This is a genomic window from Maribacter luteus (assembly GCF_009674825.1).
GTDB classification, from domain to species: domain Bacteria; phylum Bacteroidota; class Bacteroidia; order Flavobacteriales; family Flavobacteriaceae; genus Maribacter_A; species Maribacter_A luteus.
In genome coordinates this window covers 243711-267947 of sequence record NZ_WKJH01000021.1, presented here as the reverse complement: position 1 = coordinate 267947, position 24237 = coordinate 243711, and the positions used below count along the sequence as shown (strand labels likewise).

Sequence of the window (24237 nt, the reverse complement as noted above, 5' to 3'; positions counted from 1 at the left end):
TTTGAGGGTGACAAATGAACAAAATTGTACTTTTGGAAAAATATTAGGTTTATGCAGCAACTTCTCGACCGTTTTCTAGGTTATGTGAAAATCGACACACAGAGTGACCCCAATTCCCAAACTACCCCAAGCACGGAAAAACAATGGAATTTAGCGACGGAATTGGCCTATGAGTTAGAACGAATAGGAATGAAAGATGTAACCATTGATGACAATGCCTACATCATGGCCACCCTTCCCAGTAATATCGACAAGGAGGTACCCGTAATAGGTTTCATATCGCATTTTGATACCACTCCCGATTTCAGTGGTACTGATGTGAACCCCCAAATCATCAAGGATTACGATGGCAAGGATATTATCTTGAACAAGGAAAAGAACATTGTTCTATCCCCTGATTATTTTGAGGACCTTTTGCAATACAAAGGACAAACTTTGATTACAACCGATGGAACCACCTTACTTGGTGCTGACGACAAAGCAGGAATAGCAGAAATCGTTACCGCTATGGAATATTTGGTACAGCACCCGGAAATCAAGCACGGTAAAATTCGCGTTGCTTTTACCCCTGATGAAGAAATTGGTCGCGGTGCCCACAAATTCGATGTTAAAAAATTCGGTGCAGATTGGGCCTATACGATGGACGGAAGTCAAGTAGGGGAATTGGAATATGAGAATTTCAATGCTGCAGGGGCCAAGGTTATCGTCTCCGGAAAAAGTGTTCACCCCGGTTATGCCAAGGGTAAAATGATCAATGCCATCAGTATTGCAAATGAATTCATAGGAATATTACCTCCAGAGGAAACACCGCAATACACTACAGGGCGAGAAGGCTTTTTTCACATCCACCAAATTAAAGGTGAAATAGAACACACGGAGTTTGAAATGATCATTAGAGACCATGACAGGGAAAGGTTCGAGGAAAGAAAGGAGTTGTTACGAAAAATAACCGAAAAACTAAATGCCGTTCATGGTCCATGCATAGCATTGGAAATAAAGGACCAATATTTCAATATGAGGGAAAAGGTAGAACCTGTTTTCCATATAGTTGAAATTGCCAAGGCCGCTATGGAAGAAATAGGAATTACCCCGATCATTAAACCCATTAGGGGCGGTACAGATGGCTCCCAATTAAGTTTTATGGGTCTTCCCTGCCCCAATATTTTCGCAGGCGGTCATAATTTCCACGGAAAGTATGAGTACGTGCCCGTTGAGAGCATGATAAAGGCCGTGGCCGTAATCATTAAAATCTGTGAATTGACAACCAAAAAAGTATAGGGCAGTGAACGAGGCTTCAAAAATAGAAGCATACTATGAAAAAGAGCACCTTTTTAAAGGAGGTATTCTTTTATTGCGGGATATTGCCTTAAAGACCAAAGCTAAGGAAACCTTTAAATGGCAATCCCCAGTTTACACCCTCCACGGAAAAAATGTCTTCTGGATCTCGCGCTTTAAAAACCATTTCAGTATCGGTTTTTTCAACGGTGTCTTTTTAAAGGATCCCAAAGGCCTCTTGATCAATGCCCAAAAAGGCAAGACCCAAGCCATGCGACATCTAAAATTCGAAGCTGTGGAACAAATCGATTCAAATATCGTTCTGGCATACATTGAAGAGGCTTTATATAACCAAGAAAAGGGGTTGCGATTATCGGCCACCAAAGAGAAAAAACAAAAACTTACAATTCCGGATCTACTAACACAAGCCTTTAAAAAAGAACCGGTTACACAGAAGAAATTTAACAATTTAACCCCATACAAACAGCGGGAATATGTTGAATATATTGTAGATGCCAAACAAATGAAAACCAAGCTCACACGATTGGAAAAGATCCTACCCATGATCAATGCGGAAAAAGGCCTTAATGACCTATATCGCCCCAAGAAACAATAGGCCATAAAAAAACCGATGGAAACCATCGGCTTTTTTTACAATTTGGATAAAATTGAATATTTTACTTAGTAGTGGCTGGAGTATTCAATTTTTTACTCATCTCCATGGAAATTGCCGATCTATCGAACTTCAATTTACCCGCCATGGTTTCTATTACACAAGAAGAGTCTTTATCATTCAACTCTACCACTTTACCATGTAATCCACTTTTGGTTATTATACGATCACCCCTTTTCAGTTCGGAGGCGAACCTTTTTTCATCTTTCTGTCTTTTCATTTGCGGACGGATCATAAAAAAATATGCCACCACAAAAATTAGGATCATCGGTAGAAAATCCATTAAACTGCCACTTCCCATTTTATCTGTTTATAGGTTTAATTATTTTACAGGGCCTAATGGCGCTGCATCTTTAGGATTCACAAAAGCTTTTATTTTTAGCATTTCAGAACCTTTAACTGTATTCGCCACTACGGTAATGGTCTTTGTTATCTGGTTTCTACCAGAACCGTTGAATTTAACTTTCAACTCCCCTACTTCTCCTGGTGCGATAGGCTCTTTTGGAGGATTCGGAACCGTACAACCACAACTACTGGTAGCCTTGGTAATCACTAATGGTGCATTACCTGTATTGGTAAACTTAAAAACGGTTTCCTGTGGCGTTCCTTGTACGATCGTACCAAAATCATGCTCAACCTTTTCAAATTCCATTACAGGAACAAGTTTAGCTGCTTCATCTCGCTCAGCTGCAACGGCAACATTATCTGTTTTTACTTTGCTCGATGCATTTTCCTTGCAAGAAACAAAAGCCAGCATCGCAACTAGTCCTAAACCTAAAATAGCTCTTTTCATTGATTAATATTTTTAATTGAATCCAAAATTAAAGAATTAATTTATAATAGTCCGCGCCCCACCTTGTTAAGTTTCCCTTCGGATTTGTATTCCTTTACCAATTTATCGAGGATACCATTAATGAAAATACTGCTTTTTGGTGTAGAATATTCTTTGGCGATCTCTAAAAACTCGTTTATGGTCACTTTTTCGGGTATCGAGGGGAAGTTAAGCAATTCACATATGGCCATTTTCAATAAAATAGAATCAATGTCGGCTATACGGTCCTTATCCCAATTCGGAGTTTTACCCTCTATTTCCTTTTCCCATTTACCGTTGTTCAACAACGTTTTGGATAATAATCTTTTGGCGAATACCATATCCTCATCATCTTTCAAAAGCTTTGGTAAAAAATAGGACTCATTTTGATCCTCCTTTATTTTTTTGAATTGCTTTAAGATAAATGTATTTACAATAGGGATATCATCTACCCAAGTCAACTTATCATCTTCAAGATAATCATAGATCTTTTCATTTGGGGCAATGATCTCCTTGAACAACCCTGCGATCAATTCTTTATCCTCTTTATAGGTTCTAGAAGGTATTTTCATATAATCGAGATAAGCCTCACTCTCGGTAATCTCTTTATAAATCAACTTTACATACTCTTCATTCAAATACCAGTTTTGTAATTTCCTTTTTTCCAGTGCTTCTTTCAATCTTTCATTATTGGCCAATTGCAACAATAATTTGTTGTTTACGAACTTTTGGTTATCTGGAAATGCATCGGCATCATTTGCCATGTACTTTTTAGAGGAAAGCTTTACCTTCTCATCTGCCAATTGTCGAATCTCTATCAGCAAACTGAGCATAAGTAAATAGAGCGAGTACATGTTCTCTATGCTTACTTTTAAAAATTTTTCCTGTTTTTCAAGGGAATCATCCTTTGACTGGGTCAATGCATAAATACATTGCATCACCTTAACGCGTATGTGCCTTCTTGTAAGCATTTCGAAGAACTTTTTTTAAGATTGGTTTACATTCTAAGCCGCAAAAATAGAAATCATTTTTTAATCTATGCCCCCTATTACAACTATTATCTTATTTATAAATTTTATAACATCTGTTTTTAAGTCAAACTTCTATCTTTGGCGAATGGTTTGTTCGTAACGAACCCACTCAGCCGACAAGCTTTATGAAGGAACTCAAACATCTTAATAAATACTTTAAAAAATATTGGTTAAAACTCTTGGTAGGAATGATCATTACGGTCGTTGCCAAGATTTTCCAGTTGGTCATGCCCTCATATGTCCAAAAATCGATAACCACAGTAGAGAACTTCATAAAAGGGGAAATTACACAAGAATTGGCAAAGGAAAGGTTATTGGAGTTCATTCTAATAATCATCGGGGCTGCTTTATTATCGGGATTCTTCACCTTCTTGATGCGACAAACGATCATTTATGTTTCCCGTTATATCGAATATGACCTTAAAAACGAAATATTTGATCACTATCAATTTTTAAGCCTTAGTTTTTACAAAAAAAACCGGACCGGTGATTTAATGAACCGTATCAGCGAAGACGTGAGTCAAGTACGTATGTATACAGGCCCTGCACTTATGTATGGTATAAACACCATTACGTTGTTCGCATGTATCATACCAATAATGTTCTTTACGGCCCCTACCTTAGCGGCCTACACTTTAATTCCCCTACCTATTCTTTCGGTGCTTATTTATCAAATAAGTAAGGTCATACACAAACGAAGTACGGTAGTACAGGAGTATCTTTCGACCCTTTCAACCTTTACCCAAGAAGTTTTTTCCGGTGTATCGGTGATTAAGGCGTATGCGATAGAACCACAGATCAACGAGGAGTTAAAGGCCTTGGCCTTGGAAGGAAAACAAAAGAGCATGGATCTTGCAAAGGTTAATGCATGGTTTTTCCCCCTTATGATATTACTTATCGGTATCAGCAATATTTTTGTTATCTATATCGGGGGACAACAATATATAAAAGGGGAAATAGCTTCTGTTGGTGTTATTGCCGAATTCGTACTTTATGTTAATATGCTCACATGGCCTGTTGCCATTGTAGGATGGTTGACCTCGATCATTCAACGTGCGGAGGCCTCCCAAAAGAGAATCAACGAATTCTTAAAAGAAAGACCCGAAATCATAAATGAAGTTGATGAAGATACCCCGATAAAAGGAAAAATAGAGTTCAAAAATGTAAGTTATACGTACGAAGACACCAATATTGAAGCGCTCAAGAATATTTCTTTCACCATTGAAGAAGGGCAAACCGTTGCCATATTGGGTAAAACAGGGTCTGGCAAATCCACTATACTGGATTTGATAGCACGGCTATATGATGTTGACTCTGGTAAGATCCTAGTTGATGACACCCCTATCAAAAAACTAAACCTCACAAGTTTACGCAAGTCAATAGGGGCGGTACCCCAAGATGCTTTCCTTTTTTCGGACTCCATAAGGAACAATATCAAATTCGGTAACGATAAAGCTTCGGATGAGGATGTAATACAAGTTGCGAAGAGCGCCGTTGTGCATAACAACATCATAGAATTCAACAAACAATACGATACGGTTTTAGGTGAACGTGGAATTACTTTAAGTGGCGGACAAAAACAACGTATCTCTATCGCAAGGGCTCTTTTAAAGGATCCGGAAATATATTTGTTCGATGATTGCCTATCCGCTGTCGACACCGAAACCGAAGAAACAATACTCAATAATCTACAAAAAGCCTCTAAGGCAAAAACAACGATAATCGTAAGTCATCGTGTATCTTCAGCGAAGAATGCGGATAAGATTCTGGTACTGGACCAAGGCAGGTTATTACAGACCGGAACACACGAAAAACTGAACAGTGTTGAAGGATACTACAAAGAACTTTATTTACATCAACTTTCTGAAAAAGAAAACTGACAATATTGTTGCTAACTACGCTTTTTTTTTCCAATTTTGAGGATTGGACACTAATTTATCTAACTAGAAACTTGAAAAATGAGCGACAAAGAATTAATAGATCAGGAAGAGATACATTCCAAAGTATTGAGAGCCGGAAGGAGAACATATTTCTTTGATGTAAGAAGCACCAAAGCAGGTGATTACTATCTAACTATCACCGAGAGTAAAAAATTCACCCATGATGATGGTTCGTTTCATTATAAAAAACACAAAATTTATCTTTACAAGGAAGATTTCAATGCTTTTAAGGAAAATGTAGAAGAAATGATGAATTTCATCATTGAAGAAAAAGGCACCGAGGTAATCTCGGAAAGACATCAAAAAGATTTCAAGAAAGAAGAATACCACGAAAATGGTGAAATGTCAACAACCGGTAGCTTTACCGATGTTGATTTCGATGACATTTAAAATATTCAAACTTATTATTGTGTAAAACGGCCCTGAACATTCAGGGCCGTTTTACATTATGACCCATCCTACCAAACCTTACTCTAAACCTTTATCCTATGTTAGAGGCAGTGACTGCTAACCACACGAAACAAAGCACCAATTCATATGTACACCTTAAAATATAGCAACCATCTACAATCGTATATTTTAAGCTAACCAAGTTTCATGTAGGCTACATTAATAAGCCAATGAGCCAACAACAACATAAAAGCCGTCCCGATTCCCAAGAAATAGGCAAATAGCAAGAACAATATGCCAAAATAAATCGGAAAAAGGAGAACTCCCAAAGCAAAGCGCATCGTTGACCTGAATTCAATATCCATATCCCTTGACTTCAATTTCTTATTCCATAGGACTAGAATCGGAAAGTTGACCAACGTAAACACAAATTTCAAAACATAGGAATACCAGGGGGTTTTCTTTTGGATCGGAGTCTCTTGAAAAGTCACATCTATTTCTTGAATGGTATTATTAACGGAAATTGGATCCAGATAATCAACGTTCCTGTTATTCAATTGCACCACTACATTGTCATAAGTTCCCTCATCTTCAATATGTGTGGTAAGCTGTTTCAACCTTTTATATACCTCATTCTTTAAAAGTGCTTCAGTGGCAGGTAGATTTTTAGGATCAAAACACGCCTGCACTGAAATATCCTCGCCTATATACATGGCCACACTATCAGGAAAGCTTTCTGCCCTTAGATAATTTAAACCCACAGGGACTATTCGAATATCCAAGTTTGGGTCGTTCTCCAAAGCCGAGAAAATCATTTTAACAAAACCCTTTCGCATAGGCCAGCGGACACGTCGTTGAATACCATGGTTCCCTTCAGGAAAAAGCATCAAGGCCTTCCCCTCTGAAAGAAGTCTACCACATTTACTGAAAATTGCGGGATTGTTCCTTAGGGTTTCCCGACCATCCCTGATCCGGTAAATGGGTATCATTTGCAAATACCTCAAAAACTTGGCGATCAGTGGTTTTTTAAACACATCGGATCGTGCCAAAAAAAAAGGTGCCACCCCAACATTCATAACAATAATCAAAGCATCTATCAACGCATTCTGATGATTGGCCAAAAATAGTATCGGTTTATCTTTAGGTATATTCCCTAGACCAACCACCTTTATTTTTTTGAAGTAACAAAACAGGCCTATCTTCACATACAGCTTTAAGATGTTATAACCTATCCTCATGAAGCCAATTCTTCTTTCTCAAGGGGTTTATATCCCCAAAACATAGACAACAACAACCCGGAAACCAAATGCCATATTCCCCAAAAAGCAGTCAATAAGGCCATGCCCCCCAGACCGTCGAAAAAAGTAAAAATGAGCAATAGGCCCAATCCGGAATTCTGGATTCCCGTTTCTATGGTGATCGATCGGGTATCCCTTTGGGACAACCCCATAAATTTAGCCAACGAGAATCCCGTTAAAAACGCGACTAGATTATGCAATACCACTATCCAGAAGACATAAAAAATATAATCTATGAAAATATCCCTGTTATTATAAAGGGCCAGGAAGATCAAAGCGATAAAGAATACCAAAGAAACCCATTTGAAAACCTTGGCCATTCTCTTTGCCAGTACGGGTCTTAAGTAATTGAACCCCATTCCCAAGGCCAGTGGAATGGCCAACAACAAAGAAACCAATTCTACCATTTCAACAGGTGAAATGGCAACTTCGGTCAATATTTTCGATGTAGGACCATATAATGAACCCCAGAATTCAAGATTCAAGGGTGTCATAATAACAGCCAATAAGGTAGCTACTGCCGTTAGACTAACGGATAAGGCCGAATTGCCCTTAGCGAAATGTGTAATGAAATTGGAAATATTTCCACCAGGACATGCGGCAACCATGAACATACCCAAGGCTATGCTGGAGATAGGTTCAATAATCCATACCAATGCGAAGGTAATAGCCGGCAAAAGTATAAACTGACTGAAAATTCCTGTGAATATGGATTTTGGATTTTGCAGGAGTCTTTTGAAATCGTTCACTGAAATCTCCAACGCGATGCCGAACATGACCAATGCCAAGGCAATATTCAACACCCAAAGGGTTTGACTATCAAAATTGATATGAACATTATCTAGTACGGTATCTGACAAACGGTTAGGCTATTTTAAGTCCGTTGGGAACTGCCGCATCTGGTTGTATTAAAACCACATCCTTACCCTCAACAGCTCCTAATATAAGACATTCACTCATAAAATCGGCAATTTGTTTCTTCGGAAAATTAATTACAGCAATTACCTGTCGACCCAGAAGCTCCTCCTTGTCATATAGTGTAGTGATCTGAGCCGAAGTCTTTTTAACCCCTATTTCTTTTCCGAAATCAAGTTTTATTTGATAAGCCGGATTCCTTGCTTTCGGAAAATCACCAACTTCGATAATGGTACCTATTCTCATATCGACCTTACTAAAATCATTCCAGCTTATTATTTCTTTCATCATCTTGGTATCTTATATTATATGGCCGTTCAATTTAAAAATAGTGTTTCCGATGACCAAAATTCACCAAATACTTTTAACTTTATTTTTTTGATCAGAAATGATAAGTCATGGCGAACACCCCTAGCAATATGATGCCTTTAGGCACAAAAGCCCCAAATTTTATTCTAAAGGACACGATCAGTGACCAAGAACTGTCACTGAACACCCTTAAAGGCGATATTGGGACAGTGATCATGTTCATCTGTAACCATTGTCCTTTTGTTATTCATGTGAACCCGGAATTGGTAAAAATGGCCAAGGAATACCAATCCAAAGGAATTTCCTTTATTGCCATTTCTAGTAATGATGTTATCAATTACCCACAAGATGCACCGGACTTAATGAAACAGCAAGCAAAGCAAGTTGGGTATCCTTTTCCTTATTTGTATGACGCTACCCAAGAAACAGCCATGAAATATGATGCTGCCTGTACTCCTGATTTTTATTTATTCGATAAAGACCTAAACCTCGTTTATCGTGGACAATTAGATGGCTCAAGACCTGGAAACGCTGTCCCTGTTACCGGAAAAGATCTTCGAAATGCCCTAAACGCCCTGCTGTCGGAAAAAGAAATAGATCCTGATCAGAAACCTAGTATTGGATGCAATATTAAATGGATTGCCGATTGATCCTGGATAGTTGTAAATAAGGTAGCTCTTATTTTAAACCAGACTAGGCCTACCAACCTTTTCGCTCTAACAATCCTTGAATATGAGCGCAATGATGTCGCCCATGCCAGGCATATTTTCCAATATTCTCTTTTACGGTAATCTTGCTTTTATCATCGGGATGCACATAATATTTCTGCAAGTCTTGATCATCCAGACTTTTCAACAAAAAAACAAGTTTGGCATGTAGTGCCTTTAAATAGTTCAAAGAAAGCTCCACTGGGGCGGTTTTGGCATCGGACAAGGAGCTCCAACTCTTTTCGTCATACGCCTTGATCAAGGGACCATTTTCCGTCAGCGCCCATTTGAAACGGGTATAACTATGATGATGGCTATCCGCTATATGGTGTACCAATTGCCTAATCGTCCACCCCTCTGGTCTATAAGGGGTTTCCAATTGCTCCATAGTTAAATCACCCACCAAACGCTCAAGTATTAACGGCAGTTCTTCCAAGTCCTTAATCCACCCATCTACAATTGCTTTAGATACTTTTGCTGAATATTCAAAATGCCCGATTGGGAACTTCAAAGCCTCCATAACTATCTTATCCATACTACTTTAAAAATTTTAATACAGTTTTAACCTAATGAAAATTCTACGAAAACCATAAATCTACTAATTTTATCGGATAAATAGTTTTATAATTAAAAACAATCAAAAATGGCAACACTTAGATTAGGGGATACAGCCCCGAATTTTACTGCAGACAGTTCAATGGGCACAATTAATTTATACGATTACCTAGGTGATAGCTGGGGAATTTTATTTTCACATCCTGCAGATTTTACCCCCGTTTGTACAACCGAATTGGGTACTGCGGCTAATTTTAAGGGGGAATTTGACAAACGAAATGTAAAAATGATCGCATTAAGTGTAGATGGGGCAGCCTCCCATAAGGAATGGATCAAAGACATCAACGAAGTACAGAACACCACGGTAAACTTTCCGATAATTGCGGATGAGGACAGAAAAGTGTCTGACCTTTACGATATGATCCACCCAAAAGCGGACAGCACCTTAACCGTACGTTCGGTATTCATTATCGCACCGGACAAAACGGTTAAACTTACATTGACCTACCCTGCTTCAACAGGGCGTAACTTCTATGAACTGTTAAGGGTTGTCGATTCTTTACAATTAACGGCCAACCATAAAGTTGCCACACCTGCAAATTGGGAACATGGTAATGATGTCGTTGTTAGTCCGGCCATACCTACCGATGAAGCGCGTAAAATATTCACAAAAGGCGTTGAGGAAGTTAAACCTTATTTGAGAATGACCCCTGATCCTACGGCTTGAAAACAGGAAACTTGGACTTAAAAATCGCCTTTTTAAGCGATCCAAAAGTTCAACCATTAATTTAAGGATGTGTTAATACAAAGATAACTTCCAAAATATCATACAATTAAATTAATAAATCCTACATTTGCACTTTAATTAATATTTAATAATTTTTATTATGAGTAAAGGAACAGTTAAATTCTTCAATGATTCCAAAGGTTATGGTTTTATCACTGAAGATGGTTCGAACGAAGATCATTTTGTACACATTTCTGGCTTAATCGACGAAGTTCGTGAAGGTGATGTTGTGGAATTTGAACTACAACAAGGTAAAAAAGGATTAAACGCCGTTAATGTGAAAGTAGTTGACTAGGTAACGATTTTAACTTTTTTATATACCCCCGATGTTCTGCATCGGGGGTTTTTATTTGTGGTATTTTCTTACTAATTTTTTTCTTTTTCTTATTTTTGTTTAAGTTTTAACGCAACCCCCTCCCTTTTTCTGCATCATGCATTAAACAAAACAACTCCCCCTCAATAAGAAACTCAAACAACAATTTTTATATGACCACCTTTATAACCATTTTACTATCGCTTCTCGTCATTAACATCATTCTTTTATTAATGAGCATACTGAGTACCAAAAAATAACCGTATTGAACCAAGAAAAAGTAGGGTTTAAGTTTTAGTGGTTGTTACAATGGAACAACGATCATTAAAAATAATTATGCCATGGTAACTTTTATCTCTATAGTTTGTGTTTTGGTCTTTATCAATAGCGTTATGCTCATAAGCAGTTTGGTTCGGGTGCGAGATAAATAGCTTAGCAAAAAAAAGCCCCGGTATAAACCGAGGCTCCTTATATAAAATGATTCTTGTGATTTCTATTTCACATCCATCAATTCCACATCGAAAATTAAAGTGGCATTTGGTGGAATGACACCACCGGCCCCTGCACTACCATAAGCCAAATTCGATGGAATCACGAAACGTGCCTTATCCCCTACTTGTAGCAAAGCAATACCTTCATCCCAACCTGGAATAACTTGTCCTACGCCCAATTGAAAATCAATCGGTTGATTTCTTTTATAGGAGGAATCGAAAACCTGACCGTTCAATAGAGAACCCTCATAATGTACCGAAACTGTTTTCGCTTTTTCAGCTTTATCCCCACTTCCTTTTTGAATAATCTTATATCGTAGTCCGCTCTCGGTCTCATCAAAACCAGCAGCTACCTTATCCAATTCCTTGGCCTGTTTTTCCTTTTCTTCCGCTAATCTTTTCTCTTTTGAACTTTCAAAAGTTTTAAAGGCTTCCAAGGCATCCCACTTTTCGGCCTCGGCACCAATCCTAATGATTTCCAAAGTATCGATGGTATCGGATTGCGCAATGGCATCTACCACCTCTTGACCGGCTTCTACATGACCAAAAACGGTATGTTTATTATCTAACCATGGTGTGGCAACGTGGGTAATGAAAAACTGACTTCCGTTAGTTCCTGGCCCAGCATTGGCCATTGAAAGTACCCCTGGGGCATCATGAACCAAATCTGGATGAAATTCATCATCGAACTTGTATCCTGGATCACCGGTACCAGTACCGGAAGGACAACCTCCTTGAATCATAAAATCAGGAATTACCCTGTGGAATTTTAATCCGTCATAATAGGGCTCACCAATGGCTTTGGCACTATTCTCACGTTTACCCTCTGCCAAGGCAACAAAGTTACCTACAGTACCGGGAGTTTTATCATAAGTTAATTTTACAAGTATCTCTCCTTTTGAAGTATTGAATTTTGCGTAGATTCCGTCTTGCATTTTTCGCTTTTTTTTATTGAGCTGCAAAGATATACAAATTAGTTAGGGAAAAGAATTCCATCCATATTGTTCCAACGGAAAACAGTTCTTCGAAAACCAATTCCCTTGACAAAATTTAAATATGGTATCTATTTTGTTTTTTCAACTCCATACTTATCAAAAAGATAGACCAAACTTGACATTGCCGCTGCGCCCAGCTCCAATTCCCTTTTGTTCACATGTTCAAAAGTATCGTATTCGGAATGATGGTGATCAAAGTAACGTTGAGAATCGGGGCGTAATCCGGCCAATACAATTCCATCATCCTTTAAAGGCCCAATATCGGCTCCGCTGTATCCTTTAACCAACATGTGAACAAGATAAGGTTCAAAAAGAGGCCCCCAACTTTTGACTTTCTTGAAATCCCCTTCCGAACAATCAAATGAAAATCCCCTTGGAGAAAAACCACCTGCATCACTCTCTAAGGCAAAGACATGCTTTTCTTTCTTGTTTTTGGCCACTTCGGCATATTTCTTACCTCCACGCAGACCATTTTCCTCATTCATGAAAAGTACCACCCTAATTGTTCTTTTGGGCGTATATCCACTTTCTTTCAAGAGTCTTAGAACATCCATACTCTGTACACAACCTGCTCCGTCATCATGTGACCCATCTCCTAGATCCCAAGAATCCAAGTGACCACCGACCACTATAATTTCATCAGGGTATGTACTTCCCTTGATTTCGCCTATGACATTAAAAGACTCAACATCATTATATACTTTGCAACTTTGTTTAAAATAGAAATTGGCATTAGGACTCAGTTTAAGCGTTGCGCTTAGAAACTCAGCTCCTTTTGTACTGATCGCCGCGGCAGGAATCCGTTCCCAAACCTCTAAATCGCCATAACCCATAGAACCCGTATGCGGATAATCATCTAACCTTAAGTTCATTGATCTAACAATAACACCTACCGCTCCATATTTGACCGCCTCCATAGCGCCGGCATATCGCTGACCAACACAGCCTGAATACGATTCGAACGTACTTATTAGGGTTGGATCCATGGGTTTATTGAAAAATACGATCTTACCTTTTATCTTATCGGCACCTAAAACTTCCAGGTCCTTGATACCATTCACCTCTATGATATTTGCCTTAATGCCTTGCAAAGGTGTGGCGACCGAACCGCCAAGTGCACATATCGGTAAGTTGGTTGTAATTCCCGGAGCCGTTTCAACATAAGCAAATTCCGGAGTACCCCTTACCCATTTAGGCACCATTACAGGTTGAAGCCAAACCTTATCGAGCCCCATTGAGTCTAATTGTGCCTTGGTATAATCCACCGCCTGTTGGGCTTGTATTGATCCGGATAACCTACCACCAATCTGATTGGATAAATAATTGAGCCAATCATAAGATTTGCTTTGGGTCAAAGCAGTTTCATAAATAGCCTTTATTTGTTTTTCGTCCTCCGATTGTGCATATCCTTGCCAAGTTACCACTACGACGATTAAGATGTACTTTAAAAACTTCATTCGCTTTCCAGTTGTTTTTTGTAGTTGTCTAAATTAGCTTTTATTTTATCATCGAGTTCCGGTGCAATGATATCTTTGTATTTTTTTAACTCTTGGTAAAGAATTTCAGCCACGATCAACCTTGCCCCTTTCTTGTTATCTGCCGGAATAACGAACCAAGGAGCTTTAGGCTTCGAGGTTCTTTGAATGGCCTCTTCATAACACTGCTGATATTTTGTCCATAATTTTCTTTCTTTGAGGTCATCGGGGGAGAATTTCCAATTCTTTTGCTTTAAACGCAACCTACGAAGTAACCTTTGCCGTTGCTCTTCTTTGGACAAGTGAAGAAAAAATTTGAAGATTATGGTACCGTTATCTACAAGATGTTTTTCAAAATTATTGATCTGGTCGAATCTTGAATCCCAAAAATGCTGGTCAATGTCAGACACTTTTTCTATTCCCGGTAAATGCTCTCCCATAATATATTCAGGATGAACACGGGTTACCAAAACATTCTCATAATGCGTTCGGTTAAAAATCCCGAATTTACCCTTGGCAGGCAGTGCAATATAGTGACGCCAGAGGTAATCATGTTTCAGTTCCAATGGGGTGGGCACTTTAAAACTATGAACTACCACGCCACGTACGTTGAAATCCTTGAACACTTCACGCACAAGGCTGTCCTTTCCCGAAGTATCCATTCCTTGCAAACAAACCAATACACTATACTTACCATGTGCATATAAGGTATCTTGGAACTCCCCAAGTTTTTCCCGAACTTTTACCATTTCCTTTTTCAATTGTTTGTCGGTAGACCCAAAATCCTCAATTGTGGGCATTGCCGCCAAATCTGTTGACTTATCTGCCCTATATCTATTTATATCAATATTCTTCATGCTCTGAATATAAAAATATTTTATCGTTGAAAGACCTTAATCCCTGAAAAAATGGTAATTCACCTGCAAAAAAGATACATCTTGACCCACTTAAAGGATACTTCCTGCGTTCTATCGAAAAAAATAGGTGAATAGCTTTTTCCCATGTAATTTTAACTTGTATTATTCCCAAATTTTACAACGAACTAAAGGCTTATCTTATGAAGAACTATTCACTTGTCGCAGTAGTTTCACTGATTTTGTTTTCTTCCTTTATGGTAGACAAGGGTTGCGAGTATGCAAGTTCTAATATGAACTATGCCAAGACCCAAGTAGAGAAATCCATCGATGTGAAAGATATCAACCAAGCCAGGTTTTATGCTTATAAAGCCATCAACTCAATTGAAAAATCGAAAAATCAACTAAAGGATTGTGGTTGTGTTTATGCCGATGGCAATATAGCCGACGGTAAATCTGACTTGATCTTGGCTACCAAGGCAACTTCCTTGACCAGCACGCGAATATTACTAAAGAGGGCCTTACAACATATTATCGACGGTATCGAATCCTTAGGGGAACACGAGTTCCATACCAGCAAATATGGGAGTGATCTATTGGCCATGAACACAATTTCAGAAACGGAAAAAATTTCGACGCGGATCCCAAGTGAAAAAGAAATGGAACAACAAATAGATGCCTCTTTGGAAAAATACCGAAAATCACTTGATAGGATCGTAAAATCGGTAGATTGTGCGTCTGCACGGGCCTTTGCTGAAAATATTTATTTACATTGTGAGCAACAGTTATTGCTTCCGAACCTTTCGGAGGGAAAAAAATATTATAACTATAAAACCAAGGAAATTACGGCAGAAGCCTTGGAACGGTTAGAATCTTGCAAATAAACAAGCGATTTATTTACTTGCAAAAAGTCTTACATCCTCTTCGGTCACTTGTTGTCCGCCTAAAATAATAAGACGTTCAACGACATTGCGCAATTCGCGAATGTTACCCGTCCAATCGTACCCTTTCAATAGTTTTATGGCCCCAGAGGAGAATTCTTTGGGGGAAATACCCTGTTCACCTGCAATCTTAGCAGCGAAATGATTGATCAACAAGGGAATATCATCCCTTCTATCATTCAGAGCGGGCACCTTTATCAGGATAACCGCCAATCGATGATAAAGGTCTTCCCTGAATCTATTTTCCTTTATTTCCTCAGCAAGATCTTTATTGGTTGCGGCAATTACCCTAACATCAACTTTTATATCCTTATCCGAACCTACCCTCGAAATTTTATTTTCTTGCAAAGCACGAAGTACTTTTGCTTGGGCAGACAGACTCATATCCCCTATTTCATCTAAAAATATGGTTCCTTTATTTGCGGCTTCGAACTTACCGGCCCGATCCTTAACAGCTGATGTAAACGCTCCCTTAACATGACCAAAAAGTTCACTCTCTATCAATTCGGAGGGTATGGCCGCACAGTTCACCTCAATGAAAGGTGCCCCACTTCTTGGGCTTTTCTCGTGGATCCAATGTGCCACCAACTCTTTTCCCGTACCATTTGAACCCGTTACCAGAACACGGGCATCTGTAGGCGCCACCTTTTCTATGATTTCCTTAATAGCGTTTATTTCTTTGCTATCACCGATCATTTCATAGTTCTTACTAACCTTTTTCTTTAATTTTTTATTTTCTACCACCAATTCCTTTCTATCCAAGGCATTCCTTACGGTGGTCAAAAGCCTGTTCAAATCGGGTGGTTTTGAAATATAGTCAAATGCTCCGATGCGCATTGTATTTACGGCAGTGTCCAAGTCCCCATGCCCTGATATCATGATAAAAGGAATCTCAGGTTTGATTTTACGAGCGGCCTCAAGCACCTCAACACCATCCATTTTCGGCATTTTTATATCACATAAGACCAAATCATAATCATTGTTCTTAACGGCCTCTAAACCTTTTAACCCATCTTCAGCTTCTTCCACTTGATAAGAATCGTTCTCCTCTGAAAGTATTTTAACCAATACCCTTCGTATAGCCGATTCGTCTTCTACCACCAAAATCTTTGACATATTGCAATTCTTTTTAAATTCCTATTCTAAATCCGGTCCTGAAATACAGACTAGGCTCATCATTCAATGTAAAAATATCATTTCTATCCTCATCCCGTAAGACCCCGTCCTGAAAAACCGTATGACCGATATAACCGTAGAACGACATAATTTTTGATATGTTATATTGATACCCTATAGTTAACAATGCAGCCGATGAAGATATTGAAGCTGCAAAGCCGGTATTCGGAAGAATGATATTATTTTGAAGGTTTACGAAATAGCCATCCAATATAAATTCTGTCTGAATTAAATGATTATTATCTATATGATATTTAAACCCCGTTTTAGGCAGACCGACTACATAGGACCAATTAGGGTGGAATCTTTTTTCGTAATACACAAAAGGCAAAGGTATTCGCAACGAAACCGTTGAATTATACGCAATTCCTACGACTAAGCGCATGGGCTTATCTATATTCTGCCTCTCCTTAAAGGCCCCGACCGTTACATTGATCGCAACATCCCCATTTTCAAGTGGGTTGGTCAAGGTTGAAGACAATCTAGGGGTCAAAACCCCGATATACCTCCAATCTTCATTGCGCTTATACACATAGGCCATATTTAAGTCGACCACATGAAGGCTCTCTAGCCCAGCACTATCAAAATACTCGTTACTTCCCAGTTTATAGGCCAAATAATTATATTCTGCGCCAAGTATGAAATTATCCGATTCCCGCACCTTGAACGGTACGTTTACAACCAATTTATATCTTGAAAGTTGGGCATCTGCATTATTCTTGGGCATGATCATATACTCCAACCTGAAAATATCGGGTGATTGGGCCTGTATTGTAGAACCACATCTCCCTAAAATTAAGGCAAAGACCAGTATAGTGACCAAACTTAATCCGTGCTCTTTCATTTATTATCCGGGTGTTGAAAGATATGTACATCTCTTTGGGGAAATGGTATGGATATATTGTGCTGTCTAAATTTTGCGTCTATTGAATAGCGCATCTCACTCTTTATCCTCATATCGGTAAAACTGTCATTGGTATAATAGTTAATACTGAACATTAGGGCCGAATCACCAAAGTCTTCGAAAATGATAAACGGTTTCGGGTTCTTAAGAATGCCTCTTTGTTTTTGTGCTATTTCCTCTAAGATTTTAGTGACCAAATTTACATCACTACCATAAGCAACACCGATATTAACCTTTTCCCTAGTTGTTTTGTGGTTTTGCGTATAGTTGAAGATCGTATCACTTATGAACTTATGGTTGGGGATAATAATGACCTTATCATCCCTTGTTATGGCCCTAGTGGTACGTAGTTTTATCTCAAAGACCTTTCCTACCTTACCTTCTACCTCTATAATATCGCCAACACTCAACGATTTATCAATAATTATGAATACACCCCCAATGATATCCTGGAAGAGTTCTTGCAAGGCCAAGCCTAAACCAACAAAGAGTGCGGCAGAGGCCGTAATCAAAATGGTAATATCGATACCCGCCATACTCAGCGTTATCAAAATCACTACTAAATAGGCCGCATACTTAATAAACTTGAAAATACTGACAAACTTAAGTTTATCTTCCTGGACCATTTTATGGGTAATGATCTGCCGAATCCATTTTAACACAAAAGTCGTTGCAATGAATGCTACCGTTATCATTATCAACAACCCAACGGTTATGTTCAATGATTTATCACCTGTGCCTATATGGATTCCCCAGTTAAGAATATCCTGGATAGAACCCCAGACATCTTCTTTTATAATCTCTTCCAATTTACCGGAATCATCCTGTACCATACATCAATACTTTATCCATTTAAACAATTCCTTATAGGTTGGTTTTTTACCGTACATAAGAATGCCCACCCTATAGATTTTTGCCGCAAACCAAACGATACCCAAAAATGTCAATATCAATAAAATTAAGGATGTCACCAATTCCCATACAGGAACGCCACCTTCACCTATACCTCCTGGTAAACGCATTAGCATCACTATTGGTGATGTTAACGGAAACAAGGAAAAACCTACCGCAATAGGACCATGCGGATTACTGAAAACAGAAAAGAATCCGACGTAAATAGCCAACATAAGCGGAAGGATAATAGGAAATATAAACTGTTGTGTATCGGTCTCATTATCCACAGCCGCACCTATAGCCGCATAAATTGAACTGTAAATCAAATAACCAAGTATAAAATAAACAACAAAAAAACAAATCAACATGGCCCATGGAATCTTGTAAAGCTCCTGCGCATATGCCTGAATGGTCTGATTTGGCGTAGGTACGGGCGATGCCATATTACCTGCAATACCCGGAACGTTGGCACCATCGCCCAAAGTAGCCGGATCAATATCAAAAATAGCAAAGGCTATCATCAAAAGTATTGAGGCAGAAACGATCCATATAGCGAATTGGGTAATCCCTGCCAAGGAAGTACCGATTATCTTGCCCATCATCAATTGAAAGGGCTTTACCGAGGAAATGATAACTTCAATTATTCTACTGGTCTTTTCCTCGATGACACTACGCATTACGAAACCACCATAGATAATGATGAACATCATGATCAAATAACCGAACCCACCACCGATTATCGCTTTGATCTCGTTTATACCCTTTAGATTTTGCTCCCCTCCGAAAGTTTCGGTATTTATCTCATACCGCTTATCCATCATCGCAAACTCCTTGGAAGAAACCCCCATATTCTGCAATCTTCTTTCCCTGAGTCTTGCTTGAAAAACATCTTCTAGCTTATCAAGGACAGAAGTACTCGGCGCTTCTTTCGTGTAAAAATAAGAATGGTCCGCAACTTTCTCCAACTCATCTTCATGAGGTATATGCAAAAGACCGTAATACCCCATTTTGGCGGTAGAATCTTTAGCTAACTGTAAAGTCACATCTTTAAAATGAACATAAGAAGTACTCTCTGTTGTGTTAAAATCATTAGAGAAGTAATCACTTTCGTTGAAAATGCCGATTATACGCTTTTCATTATCGTTTATTTTGGTCAAATAAGCTATAAGCACGATCATGCCGACCATTAATATTGGACTTAGAAAAGTCATGATGACGAAGGATTTATTACGAACCTTCGCCAAATATTCCCTCTTGATAATAATGGGCAATTTATTCATTTGCATCTTTATCTTGAATGGATTGAATAAATATTTCGTTCGCAGAAGGAATAATCTCACTAAATTGATAAATATTCGACTGGCTGGCCAAATAGGCCAAAAAGTCCCTAGAATCCTCAATGGGAATTTGGATGGTAAAATCCAACTGGTTTTCCAATGGATCTATAACGGGTTCCAAAATATTGAACTTATTGGAAATTACGTTCAATAACGCATTTACATCCTGGGCATGGAGACCTACTTTGAACATATTGTTCTTATATGCTTTTTTAATATCGGATAATTTACCATCGAGTATCTTTTCGGACTGATGTATCAAAGCAATGTACTCACATAATTCCTCGACCGACTCCATTCGGTGGGTAGAAAAAATTATAGATGTGCCATTTTCTTTCAATTGAATGATCTCATCCTTGATAATGTTGGCATTAATTGGATCAAAACCACTAAAGGGCTCATCAAATATAAGTAATTTGGGTTCATGCAGTATGGTAACTATGAACTGTATCTTTTGGGCCATTCCCTTTGACAATTCCTGTACCTTCTTGTTCCACCAATCACCGATATCAAACTTATCGAACCAAAACTTCAAACGCTTTTTGGCTTCTGCTTTACCCAAACCTTTTAATTGTGCCAAATACAAAGCCTGCTCACCCACTTTCATCCCCTTATACAAACCCCTTTCTTCCGGAAGGTAACCTATAAGTGAAATATGCTTGGGTTTTAAAAGTTCCCCATCAAAATACACCTCTCCTTTATCGGGATAGGTAATTTGGTTGATTATACGGATCAAGGTAGTTTTACCAGCACCGTTAGGCCCCAAAAGACCATAGATACTGTTCTTAGGTATTTCCAAGGAAACACCGTTCAAAGCTGTATGTTTCCCGTATTGTTTGGTAACCTCCTTAGTGACCAAAATGTTATCCATGAAAGCAATTTTGCCAAAGATATAGAATTGGTTTAAAAGACACTTCTTAAATTAAGATTATACTAACAATAACTCGCTTGTAATTGCATTAAAGTCTACATTGTTCTTTAACCTGAACATAAGGTAACCCAATCAAACAAAACAGATTGAAGTACAAATTGAAACCATGGGCCGTTCAAAACGAAAATGATGGGGCAGATAGCTTCGGCCCTACCTACATCGTAGCACAAAAACGCCCCCGACACCGCATCGAAAATACCTTTGGGAAGGAATTGGTTTAAACTTGAAACCTGACCAAAAAACAAAACCCACCCTTGATAAAATCAAGGATGGGAAAAAAATTGCTATGAAAAAGAAAATTAATATTGGTAATCCAATATTGAATCAAATATACGTTTTTTATTTTATACTCGAATCAATATCCTTAAGAGAACATATCTTTTACTTTTTCAAAGAAGGATTTATCTGATTTTTCCGGTTTCGGAACAAAATTGTCAGCTCCGTCCATACGTTCAAAAAACTCCTTTTGTTCTTTATTGAGTTCTTTAGGGGTCCATACGTTGACATGTACCAAAAGATCCCCACTACCATAACCGTTTATACTGGAAATACCTTTTCCCCTTAATCGCAATATCTTGCCCGATTGTATACCCGGTTCCAATTTTATACGCACCTTACCACCTACCGCATCTATTTCTTTGGATGTTCCTAAAACAGCCTCAGGAAAACTTACATAAAGATCGTAGTGAAGATTATCACCTTCCCTTTTAAGGGTTTCATGGTCTTGGGTTTCTATGGCCACTAAAAGATCTCCCGGAATTCCGTTTCCTGGCGCTTCGTTCCCTTTTCCAGGAACCTTTAATTGCATGCCATCTTCTACCCCTGCCGGAATTTTTATCGATACGGTCTCTTCTTTGACAACAAGTCCTTGACCATCGGCATTACTTGGCCTATTATCTATTACCTGACCACTTCCGCCGCATGTAGAACATGCGACCGCGGTCTGCATTCTTCCGAGTATGGTATTGGTGATTTTGGTTACTTGCCCATGCCCCCCACAGGTACTACAGGTTTTATACGTAACACCAGGTGCTTGCATTTTACGCCTTACCTTGACTTTTTTCTCGACACCATTAGCCACTTCTTCCAAGGTCAATTTAACCCTTATCCTGAGGTTGCTCCCTTTAACACGTCTTTGGCCTCCACCGCCAAAACCGCCAAAACCACCACCGAAACCGCCGCCAAATGCCCCACCGAAGATATCCCCAAATTGACTGAAGATGTCATCCATGTTCATTCCGCCGCCGCCAAAACCGCCAGCACCATCAAAAGCTGCATGCCCATATTGGTCATACCGTGCTTTTTTATCCGGGTTACTAAGTACCTCGTAGGCTTCTGCCGATTTTTTAAAAAGTTCCTCTGCCTTGGCATCCCCTGGGTTTTTATCGGGATGGTGTTCCAAGGCCTTTTTCCGATATGCCTTCTTAATTTCTGCAGCCGTGGCATTTTTACTTATGCCAAGTATTTCGTAATAGTCTTCCTTCATCCTTGAATTTTAGTTACCAACAACTACTTTAGGATGACGTATTATCTTGTCACCCAACTTATAACCTCTTTCCACAACATCGATGATCTTGCCCTTTAACTTTTTATCAGGAGCCGGTATTTGGGTTATGGCATCATGTATCTCGGCATCAAAAGAGTCACCCTGCTTAACACCTACTTCTTCCATGCCCTTGGATTTCAATACATCCCTGAACTTTCCATTGATCAACTCTACCCCTTTGAACATTTCCTTATCCTCGGATTTGGACAATTCCTTTAAGGCACGTTCAAAATCATCTAAAACAGGAAGCAAGGATACGATAACCTCTTGTCCGGCTGTTTTGAACAAATCCATTCGTTCTCTTGAAGTACGTTTTTTATAATTCTCGAATTCGGCGAACAATCGAAGAAATTTATCTTTTTCTTTGGCCAGTTCGTCCTGAAGTTGTTCTTCTACCGACTGTACCTCCTGCTCATTCACCACTTCTTCTTGCTCGTTCCCTGAATCGTTTACCGTTTCCCCATCTAAGATAGGTTCGTTAACCTCTTCGGCTTTATTTTTATTACTCATTTTAGGATACTGATTTTTGATCTTATTTCTTTCGATGGCAAAAGTACTGCCATTTATTTAAAAATGTCAAAATGTCACTAAACTTTACCATTTTAACCCTAGTAGATTGACAAAAAAGATAAATAGTGGACAAAAAATTTAATCAGGAATGGATTTCAGTTACTTGGAAGAAATGTAATTTAAATTGGTTTTATCCTTCTATATAAAAAGCCTCTAGGGCATTACCTAAATTAGGATAATCGAAAACAAAACCTTCTTCCGCAATTTTTTTACTACTTACGCGCTGACTCGCAAAGAGCAGGTAAGACATTTCCCCTAAGATTAATTTCAGGGCAAATCGAGGTATATTGGGCAATAAAAGGGGTGACTTGAATATTTTTGCCAATTCCTTAACCATTTTCTTATACATAACAGGATTGGGGGCTACGCCGTTAAAAACACCCTCCAATTGGTTTTCGACTATAAAAAGAAAAAGTCTTGCCAGGTCGTTGATATGTATCCAGGATTGCCATTGCTTTCCATTACCGAACGTAGCCCCAACATACGATTTAATAGGCTTTTCGAGTTTAGGCAAAACGCCCCCGTCTTTTGACAAAACCAAACCGATCCTGACCTTTGCGACCGGAAATCCAAAATGGGATAAAGCATCGATTTCCTTTTCCCATTTCTGTACTACCTCACCCAAAAAACTATCATCGACAGCCTGGTCTTCCTCTGTATAAAAATGATCAAGGGAACTGGGATAAATACCTATTGCCGAAGCGGATACAAAAGAATTAATGGCTTTAGCATCGATTTTACCTAGTGCGTAGTTGAGTGTTTTCAAGGAGTTTATCCTACTGTAAAGGATTTCGTTCTTGTAATCCGCCGTCCATCTTTCAGAAATACTAGATCCCGCAAGATTGATTATCGCAGTTACTTCTTTAAAACAATCCAAATCGATTTCATTCTGTTCTGGATTCCAAAAATAACCTTGAAAATTCTCGTTCGAAACTATTTTGTCCTTATTTGTGGTCAAGTAATTTACAGAGATCCCATGCTTATTGCTGATTTCAACAATAGCCCTCCCAACTAATCCTGTAGCACCGGTAATCAATAATTTCATAAGATAAAGGTATGGGATCTATAAACGGTGGTGGCCTATTTTAATTTCGATTTAACAATCTTAACGATGTAGGA

Annotated in this window: 27 protein-coding genes; 9 read left to right on the top strand and 18 right to left on the bottom strand. The window is 38.7% G+C overall.

All coding sequences use genetic code 11. From position 1 onward, the window contains the following. Window positions 1-51: 51 nt before the first annotated feature. Window positions 52-1278, top strand: a complete 1227-nt coding sequence (pepT, locus tag GJ691_RS13430; protein WP_154367714.1) for a peptidase T — start codon at window positions 52-54, stop codon at window positions 1276-1278. A gap of 4 nt (window positions 1279-1282) precedes the next feature. After that, window positions 1283-1891 (top strand): YdeI/OmpD-associated family protein, encoded by a 609-nt coding sequence (locus GJ691_RS13425; protein ID WP_179955121.1) that lies wholly within the window; start codon window positions 1283-1285, stop codon window positions 1889-1891. A gap of 61 nt (window positions 1892-1952) precedes the next feature. Here the strand turns inward: GJ691_RS13425 and yajC are convergent, their stop codons facing one another. The 3 genes from yajC to nusB are packed head-to-tail and all read right to left on the bottom strand — an operon-like array spanning window position 1953 to window position 3730. Next, a complete protein-coding gene (yajC, locus tag GJ691_RS13420; RefSeq protein ID WP_154367712.1) occupies window positions 1953-2249 on the bottom strand; it encodes a preprotein translocase subunit YajC in 297 nt (98 codons plus the stop codon). A 21-nt stretch (window positions 2250-2270) separates the two neighbouring features. After that, a complete protein-coding gene (locus GJ691_RS13415; RefSeq protein WP_154367710.1) occupies window positions 2271-2741 on the bottom strand; it encodes a DUF1573 domain-containing protein in 471 nt (156 codons plus the stop codon). A 41-nt stretch (window positions 2742-2782) separates the two neighbouring features. After that, entirely contained in the window at window positions 2783-3730 is a 948-nt protein-coding gene (nusB, locus tag GJ691_RS13410) for a transcription antitermination factor NusB (protein ID WP_154367708.1), read from the bottom strand. Between the two features lie 185 nt (window positions 3731-3915). Between nusB and GJ691_RS13405 the strand changes: the two genes are divergently transcribed. Then, window positions 3916-5670 (top strand): ABC transporter ATP-binding protein, encoded by a 1755-nt coding sequence (locus GJ691_RS13405; RefSeq protein ID WP_154367706.1) that lies wholly within the window; start codon window positions 3916-3918, stop codon window positions 5668-5670. Window positions 5671-5748: 78 nt separating this feature from the next. Then, window positions 5749-6120: a PUR family DNA/RNA-binding protein gene (locus tag GJ691_RS13400; RefSeq protein ID WP_154367705.1), complete on the top strand. Its 372-nt coding sequence runs from the start codon at window positions 5749-5751 to the stop codon at window positions 6118-6120. 194 nt (window positions 6121-6314) lie between these two features. Here GJ691_RS13400 and GJ691_RS13395 read toward each other — a convergent pair whose 3' ends face one another. Genes GJ691_RS13395 through GJ691_RS13385 form a run of 3 tightly spaced genes read right to left on the bottom strand, consistent with a single transcriptional unit; the run spans window position 6315 to window position 8621 of the window. Continuing rightward, complete coding sequence (locus tag GJ691_RS13395) at window positions 6315-7358, bottom strand: lysophospholipid acyltransferase family protein (protein WP_154367703.1); 1044 nt, start codon at window positions 7356-7358, stop codon at window positions 6315-6317. Next, entirely contained in the window at window positions 7355-8278 is a 924-nt protein-coding gene (locus GJ691_RS13390) for a bile acid:sodium symporter family protein (RefSeq protein WP_154367701.1), read from the bottom strand. The genes GJ691_RS13395 and GJ691_RS13390 overlap by 4 nt, the downstream gene beginning before the upstream one ends. 4 nt (window positions 8279-8282) lie before the next feature. After that, window positions 8283-8621, bottom strand: a complete 339-nt coding sequence (locus GJ691_RS13385; RefSeq protein ID WP_154367784.1) for a tRNA-binding protein — start codon at window positions 8619-8621, stop codon at window positions 8283-8285. Window positions 8622-8731: 110 nt separating this feature from the next. On the opposite strand from GJ691_RS13385, the gene GJ691_RS13380 reads away from it, so the two are divergent. After that, complete coding sequence (locus tag GJ691_RS13380; RefSeq protein ID WP_154367699.1) at window positions 8732-9292, top strand: thioredoxin family protein; 561 nt, start codon at window positions 8732-8734, stop codon at window positions 9290-9292. Window positions 9293-9341: 49 nt separating this feature from the next. Here GJ691_RS13380 and GJ691_RS13375 read toward each other — a convergent pair whose 3' ends face one another. Further along, window positions 9342-9884: a YfiT family bacillithiol transferase gene (locus GJ691_RS13375; protein WP_154367697.1), complete on the bottom strand. Its 543-nt coding sequence runs from the start codon at window positions 9882-9884 to the stop codon at window positions 9342-9344. Window positions 9885-9992: 108 nt separating this feature from the next. Here GJ691_RS13375 and GJ691_RS13370 point away from each other — a divergent pair, with 108 nt between their 5' ends. Beyond that, window positions 9993-10631, top strand: a complete 639-nt coding sequence (locus GJ691_RS13370) for a peroxiredoxin (protein ID WP_154367695.1) — start codon at window positions 9993-9995, stop codon at window positions 10629-10631. 160 nt (window positions 10632-10791) lie between these two features. Further along, window positions 10792-10986, top strand: a complete 195-nt coding sequence (locus GJ691_RS13365; RefSeq protein ID WP_013304911.1) for a cold-shock protein — start codon at window positions 10792-10794, stop codon at window positions 10984-10986. Window positions 10987-11497: 511 nt separating this feature from the next. On the opposite strand, the gene GJ691_RS13360 is transcribed toward GJ691_RS13365, so the two are convergent. The 3 genes from GJ691_RS13360 to GJ691_RS13350 all read right to left on the bottom strand — a co-directional run bounded on the left by GJ691_RS13360 (window position 11498) and on the right by GJ691_RS13350 (window position 14822). Beyond that, complete coding sequence (locus GJ691_RS13360; RefSeq protein ID WP_154367693.1) at window positions 11498-12430, bottom strand: peptidylprolyl isomerase; 933 nt, start codon at window positions 12428-12430, stop codon at window positions 11498-11500. Between the two features lie 128 nt (window positions 12431-12558). Further along, entirely contained in the window at window positions 12559-13947 is a 1389-nt protein-coding gene (locus GJ691_RS13355) for a M20/M25/M40 family metallo-hydrolase (RefSeq protein ID WP_154367691.1), read from the bottom strand. Continuing rightward, window positions 13944-14822 (bottom strand): PPK2 family polyphosphate kinase, encoded by an 879-nt coding sequence (locus tag GJ691_RS13350; protein ID WP_154367689.1) that lies wholly within the window; start codon window positions 14820-14822, stop codon window positions 13944-13946. The genes GJ691_RS13355 and GJ691_RS13350 overlap by 4 nt, the downstream gene beginning before the upstream one ends. Before the next feature lie 200 nt (window positions 14823-15022). Here GJ691_RS13350 and GJ691_RS13345 point away from each other — a divergent pair, with 200 nt between their 5' ends. Next, a complete protein-coding gene (locus GJ691_RS13345; RefSeq protein WP_154367687.1) occupies window positions 15023-15703 on the top strand; it encodes a hypothetical protein in 681 nt (226 codons plus the stop codon). Window positions 15704-15712: 9 nt separating this feature from the next. Here GJ691_RS13345 and GJ691_RS13340 read toward each other — a convergent pair whose 3' ends face one another. Genes GJ691_RS13340 through GJ691_RS13320 form a run of 5 tightly spaced genes read right to left on the bottom strand, consistent with a single transcriptional unit; the run spans window position 15713 to window position 20942 of the window. Beyond that, entirely contained in the window at window positions 15713-16876 is a 1164-nt protein-coding gene (locus GJ691_RS13340; protein ID WP_154367685.1) for a sigma-54-dependent transcriptional regulator, read from the bottom strand. Window positions 16877-16889: 13 nt separating this feature from the next. Next, window positions 16890-17780, bottom strand: coding sequence for a DUF6268 family outer membrane beta-barrel protein (locus tag GJ691_RS13335; RefSeq protein ID WP_154367683.1), 891 nt, complete (start codon window positions 17778-17780; stop codon window positions 16890-16892). Beyond that, complete coding sequence (locus GJ691_RS13330) at window positions 17777-18673, bottom strand: mechanosensitive ion channel family protein (protein WP_154367681.1); 897 nt, start codon at window positions 18671-18673, stop codon at window positions 17777-17779. Before GJ691_RS13330 ends, GJ691_RS13335 begins: the two co-directional genes overlap by 4 nt. A 3-nt stretch (window positions 18674-18676) precedes the next feature. Beyond that, window positions 18677-20014 (bottom strand): ABC transporter permease, encoded by a 1338-nt coding sequence (locus GJ691_RS13325; RefSeq protein ID WP_154367782.1) that lies wholly within the window; start codon window positions 20012-20014, stop codon window positions 18677-18679. Next, window positions 20007-20942 carry an ABC transporter ATP-binding protein gene (locus tag GJ691_RS13320; protein ID WP_154367679.1) on the bottom strand — a complete coding sequence of 312 codons (936 nt, stop codon included), beginning with the start codon at window positions 20940-20942 and terminating at the stop codon, window positions 20007-20009. Before GJ691_RS13320 ends, GJ691_RS13325 begins: the two co-directional genes overlap by 8 nt. Before the next feature lie 146 nt (window positions 20943-21088). Between GJ691_RS13320 and GJ691_RS19835 the strand changes: the two genes are divergently transcribed. Then, window positions 21089-21223, top strand: coding sequence for a hypothetical protein (locus GJ691_RS19835; protein ID WP_281351261.1), 135 nt, complete (start codon window positions 21089-21091; stop codon window positions 21221-21223). A gap of 143 nt (window positions 21224-21366) precedes the next feature. On the opposite strand, the gene dnaJ is transcribed toward GJ691_RS19835, so the two are convergent. The 3 genes from dnaJ to GJ691_RS13305 all read right to left on the bottom strand — a co-directional run bounded on the left by dnaJ (window position 21367) and on the right by GJ691_RS13305 (window position 24163). Then, on the bottom strand, window positions 21367-22488 hold the full coding sequence (dnaJ, locus tag GJ691_RS13315; protein ID WP_154367677.1) for a molecular chaperone DnaJ: 1122 nt from the start codon (window positions 22486-22488) through the stop codon (window positions 21367-21369). A gap of 9 nt (window positions 22489-22497) precedes the next feature. Beyond that, window positions 22498-23058, bottom strand: coding sequence for a nucleotide exchange factor GrpE (locus tag GJ691_RS13310; protein ID WP_154367675.1), 561 nt, complete (start codon window positions 23056-23058; stop codon window positions 22498-22500). A gap of 190 nt (window positions 23059-23248) precedes the next feature. Beyond that, window positions 23249-24163: a TIGR01777 family oxidoreductase gene (locus GJ691_RS13305; RefSeq protein ID WP_154367674.1), complete on the bottom strand. Its 915-nt coding sequence runs from the start codon at window positions 24161-24163 to the stop codon at window positions 23249-23251. Window positions 24164-24237 lie beyond the last annotated feature (74 nt).

What these genes read in the sequence shown, in the direction of transcription:
- GJ691_RS13320 (WP_154367679.1), bottom strand. Translation starts at nt 20,942, where the DNA reads ATGGATAACATTTTGGTCACTAAGGAGGTTACCAAACAATACGGGAAA.
- GJ691_RS13330 (WP_154367681.1), bottom strand. Translation starts at nt 18,673, where the DNA reads ATGGTACAGGATGATTCCGGTAAATTGGAAGAGATTATAAAAGAAGAT.
- GJ691_RS13310 (WP_154367675.1), bottom strand. Translation starts at nt 23,058, where the DNA reads ATGAGTAATAAAAATAAAGCCGAAGAGGTTAACGAACCTATCTTAGAT.
- GJ691_RS13325 (WP_154367782.1), bottom strand. Translation starts at nt 20,014, where the DNA reads ATGAATAAATTGCCCATTATTATCAAGAGGGAATATTTGGCGAAGGTT.
- GJ691_RS13355 (WP_154367691.1), bottom strand. Translation starts at nt 13,947, where the DNA reads ATGAAGTTTTTAAAGTACATCTTAATCGTCGTAGTGGTAACTTGGCAA.
- GJ691_RS13415 (WP_154367710.1), bottom strand. Translation starts at nt 2,741, where the DNA reads ATGAAAAGAGCTATTTTAGGTTTAGGACTAGTTGCGATGCTGGCTTTT.
- GJ691_RS13365 (WP_013304911.1), top strand. Translation starts at nt 10,792, where the DNA reads ATGAGTAAAGGAACAGTTAAATTCTTCAATGATTCCAAAGGTTATGGT.
- yajC (WP_154367712.1), bottom strand. Translation starts at nt 2,249, where the DNA reads ATGGGAAGTGGCAGTTTAATGGATTTTCTACCGATGATCCTAATTTTT.
- GJ691_RS13335 (WP_154367683.1), bottom strand. Translation starts at nt 17,780, where the DNA reads ATGAAAGAGCACGGATTAAGTTTGGTCACTATACTGGTCTTTGCCTTA.
- GJ691_RS13345 (WP_154367687.1), top strand. Translation starts at nt 15,023, where the DNA reads ATGAAGAACTATTCACTTGTCGCAGTAGTTTCACTGATTTTGTTTTCT.
- dnaJ (WP_154367677.1), bottom strand. Translation starts at nt 22,488, where the DNA reads ATGAAGGAAGACTATTACGAAATACTTGGCATAAGTAAAAATGCCACG.
- nusB (WP_154367708.1), bottom strand. Translation starts at nt 3,730, where the DNA reads ATGCTTACAAGAAGGCACATACGCGTTAAGGTGATGCAATGTATTTAT.
- GJ691_RS13405 (WP_154367706.1), top strand. Translation starts at nt 3,916, where the DNA reads ATGAAGGAACTCAAACATCTTAATAAATACTTTAAAAAATATTGGTTA.
- GJ691_RS13360 (WP_154367693.1), bottom strand. Translation starts at nt 12,430, where the DNA reads ATGCAAGACGGAATCTACGCAAAATTCAATACTTCAAAAGGAGAGATA.
- GJ691_RS13380 (WP_154367699.1), top strand. Translation starts at nt 8,732, where the DNA reads ATGGCGAACACCCCTAGCAATATGATGCCTTTAGGCACAAAAGCCCCA.
- GJ691_RS13370 (WP_154367695.1), top strand. Translation starts at nt 9,993, where the DNA reads ATGGCAACACTTAGATTAGGGGATACAGCCCCGAATTTTACTGCAGAC.
- pepT (WP_154367714.1), top strand. Translation starts at nt 52, where the DNA reads ATGCAGCAACTTCTCGACCGTTTTCTAGGTTATGTGAAAATCGACACA.
- GJ691_RS13340 (WP_154367685.1), bottom strand. Translation starts at nt 16,876, where the DNA reads ATGTCAAAGATTTTGGTGGTAGAAGACGAATCGGCTATACGAAGGGTA.
- GJ691_RS13400 (WP_154367705.1), top strand. Translation starts at nt 5,749, where the DNA reads ATGAGCGACAAAGAATTAATAGATCAGGAAGAGATACATTCCAAAGTA.
- GJ691_RS13350 (WP_154367689.1), bottom strand. Translation starts at nt 14,822, where the DNA reads ATGAAGAATATTGATATAAATAGATATAGGGCAGATAAGTCAACAGAT.
- GJ691_RS13375 (WP_154367697.1), bottom strand. Translation starts at nt 9,884, where the DNA reads ATGGATAAGATAGTTATGGAGGCTTTGAAGTTCCCAATCGGGCATTTT.
- GJ691_RS13385 (WP_154367784.1), bottom strand. Translation starts at nt 8,621, where the DNA reads ATGAAAGAAATAATAAGCTGGAATGATTTTAGTAAGGTCGATATGAGA.
- GJ691_RS13395 (WP_154367703.1), bottom strand. Translation starts at nt 7,358, where the DNA reads ATGAGGATAGGTTATAACATCTTAAAGCTGTATGTGAAGATAGGCCTG.
- GJ691_RS13305 (WP_154367674.1), bottom strand. Translation starts at nt 24,163, where the DNA reads ATGAAATTATTGATTACCGGTGCTACAGGATTAGTTGGGAGGGCTATT.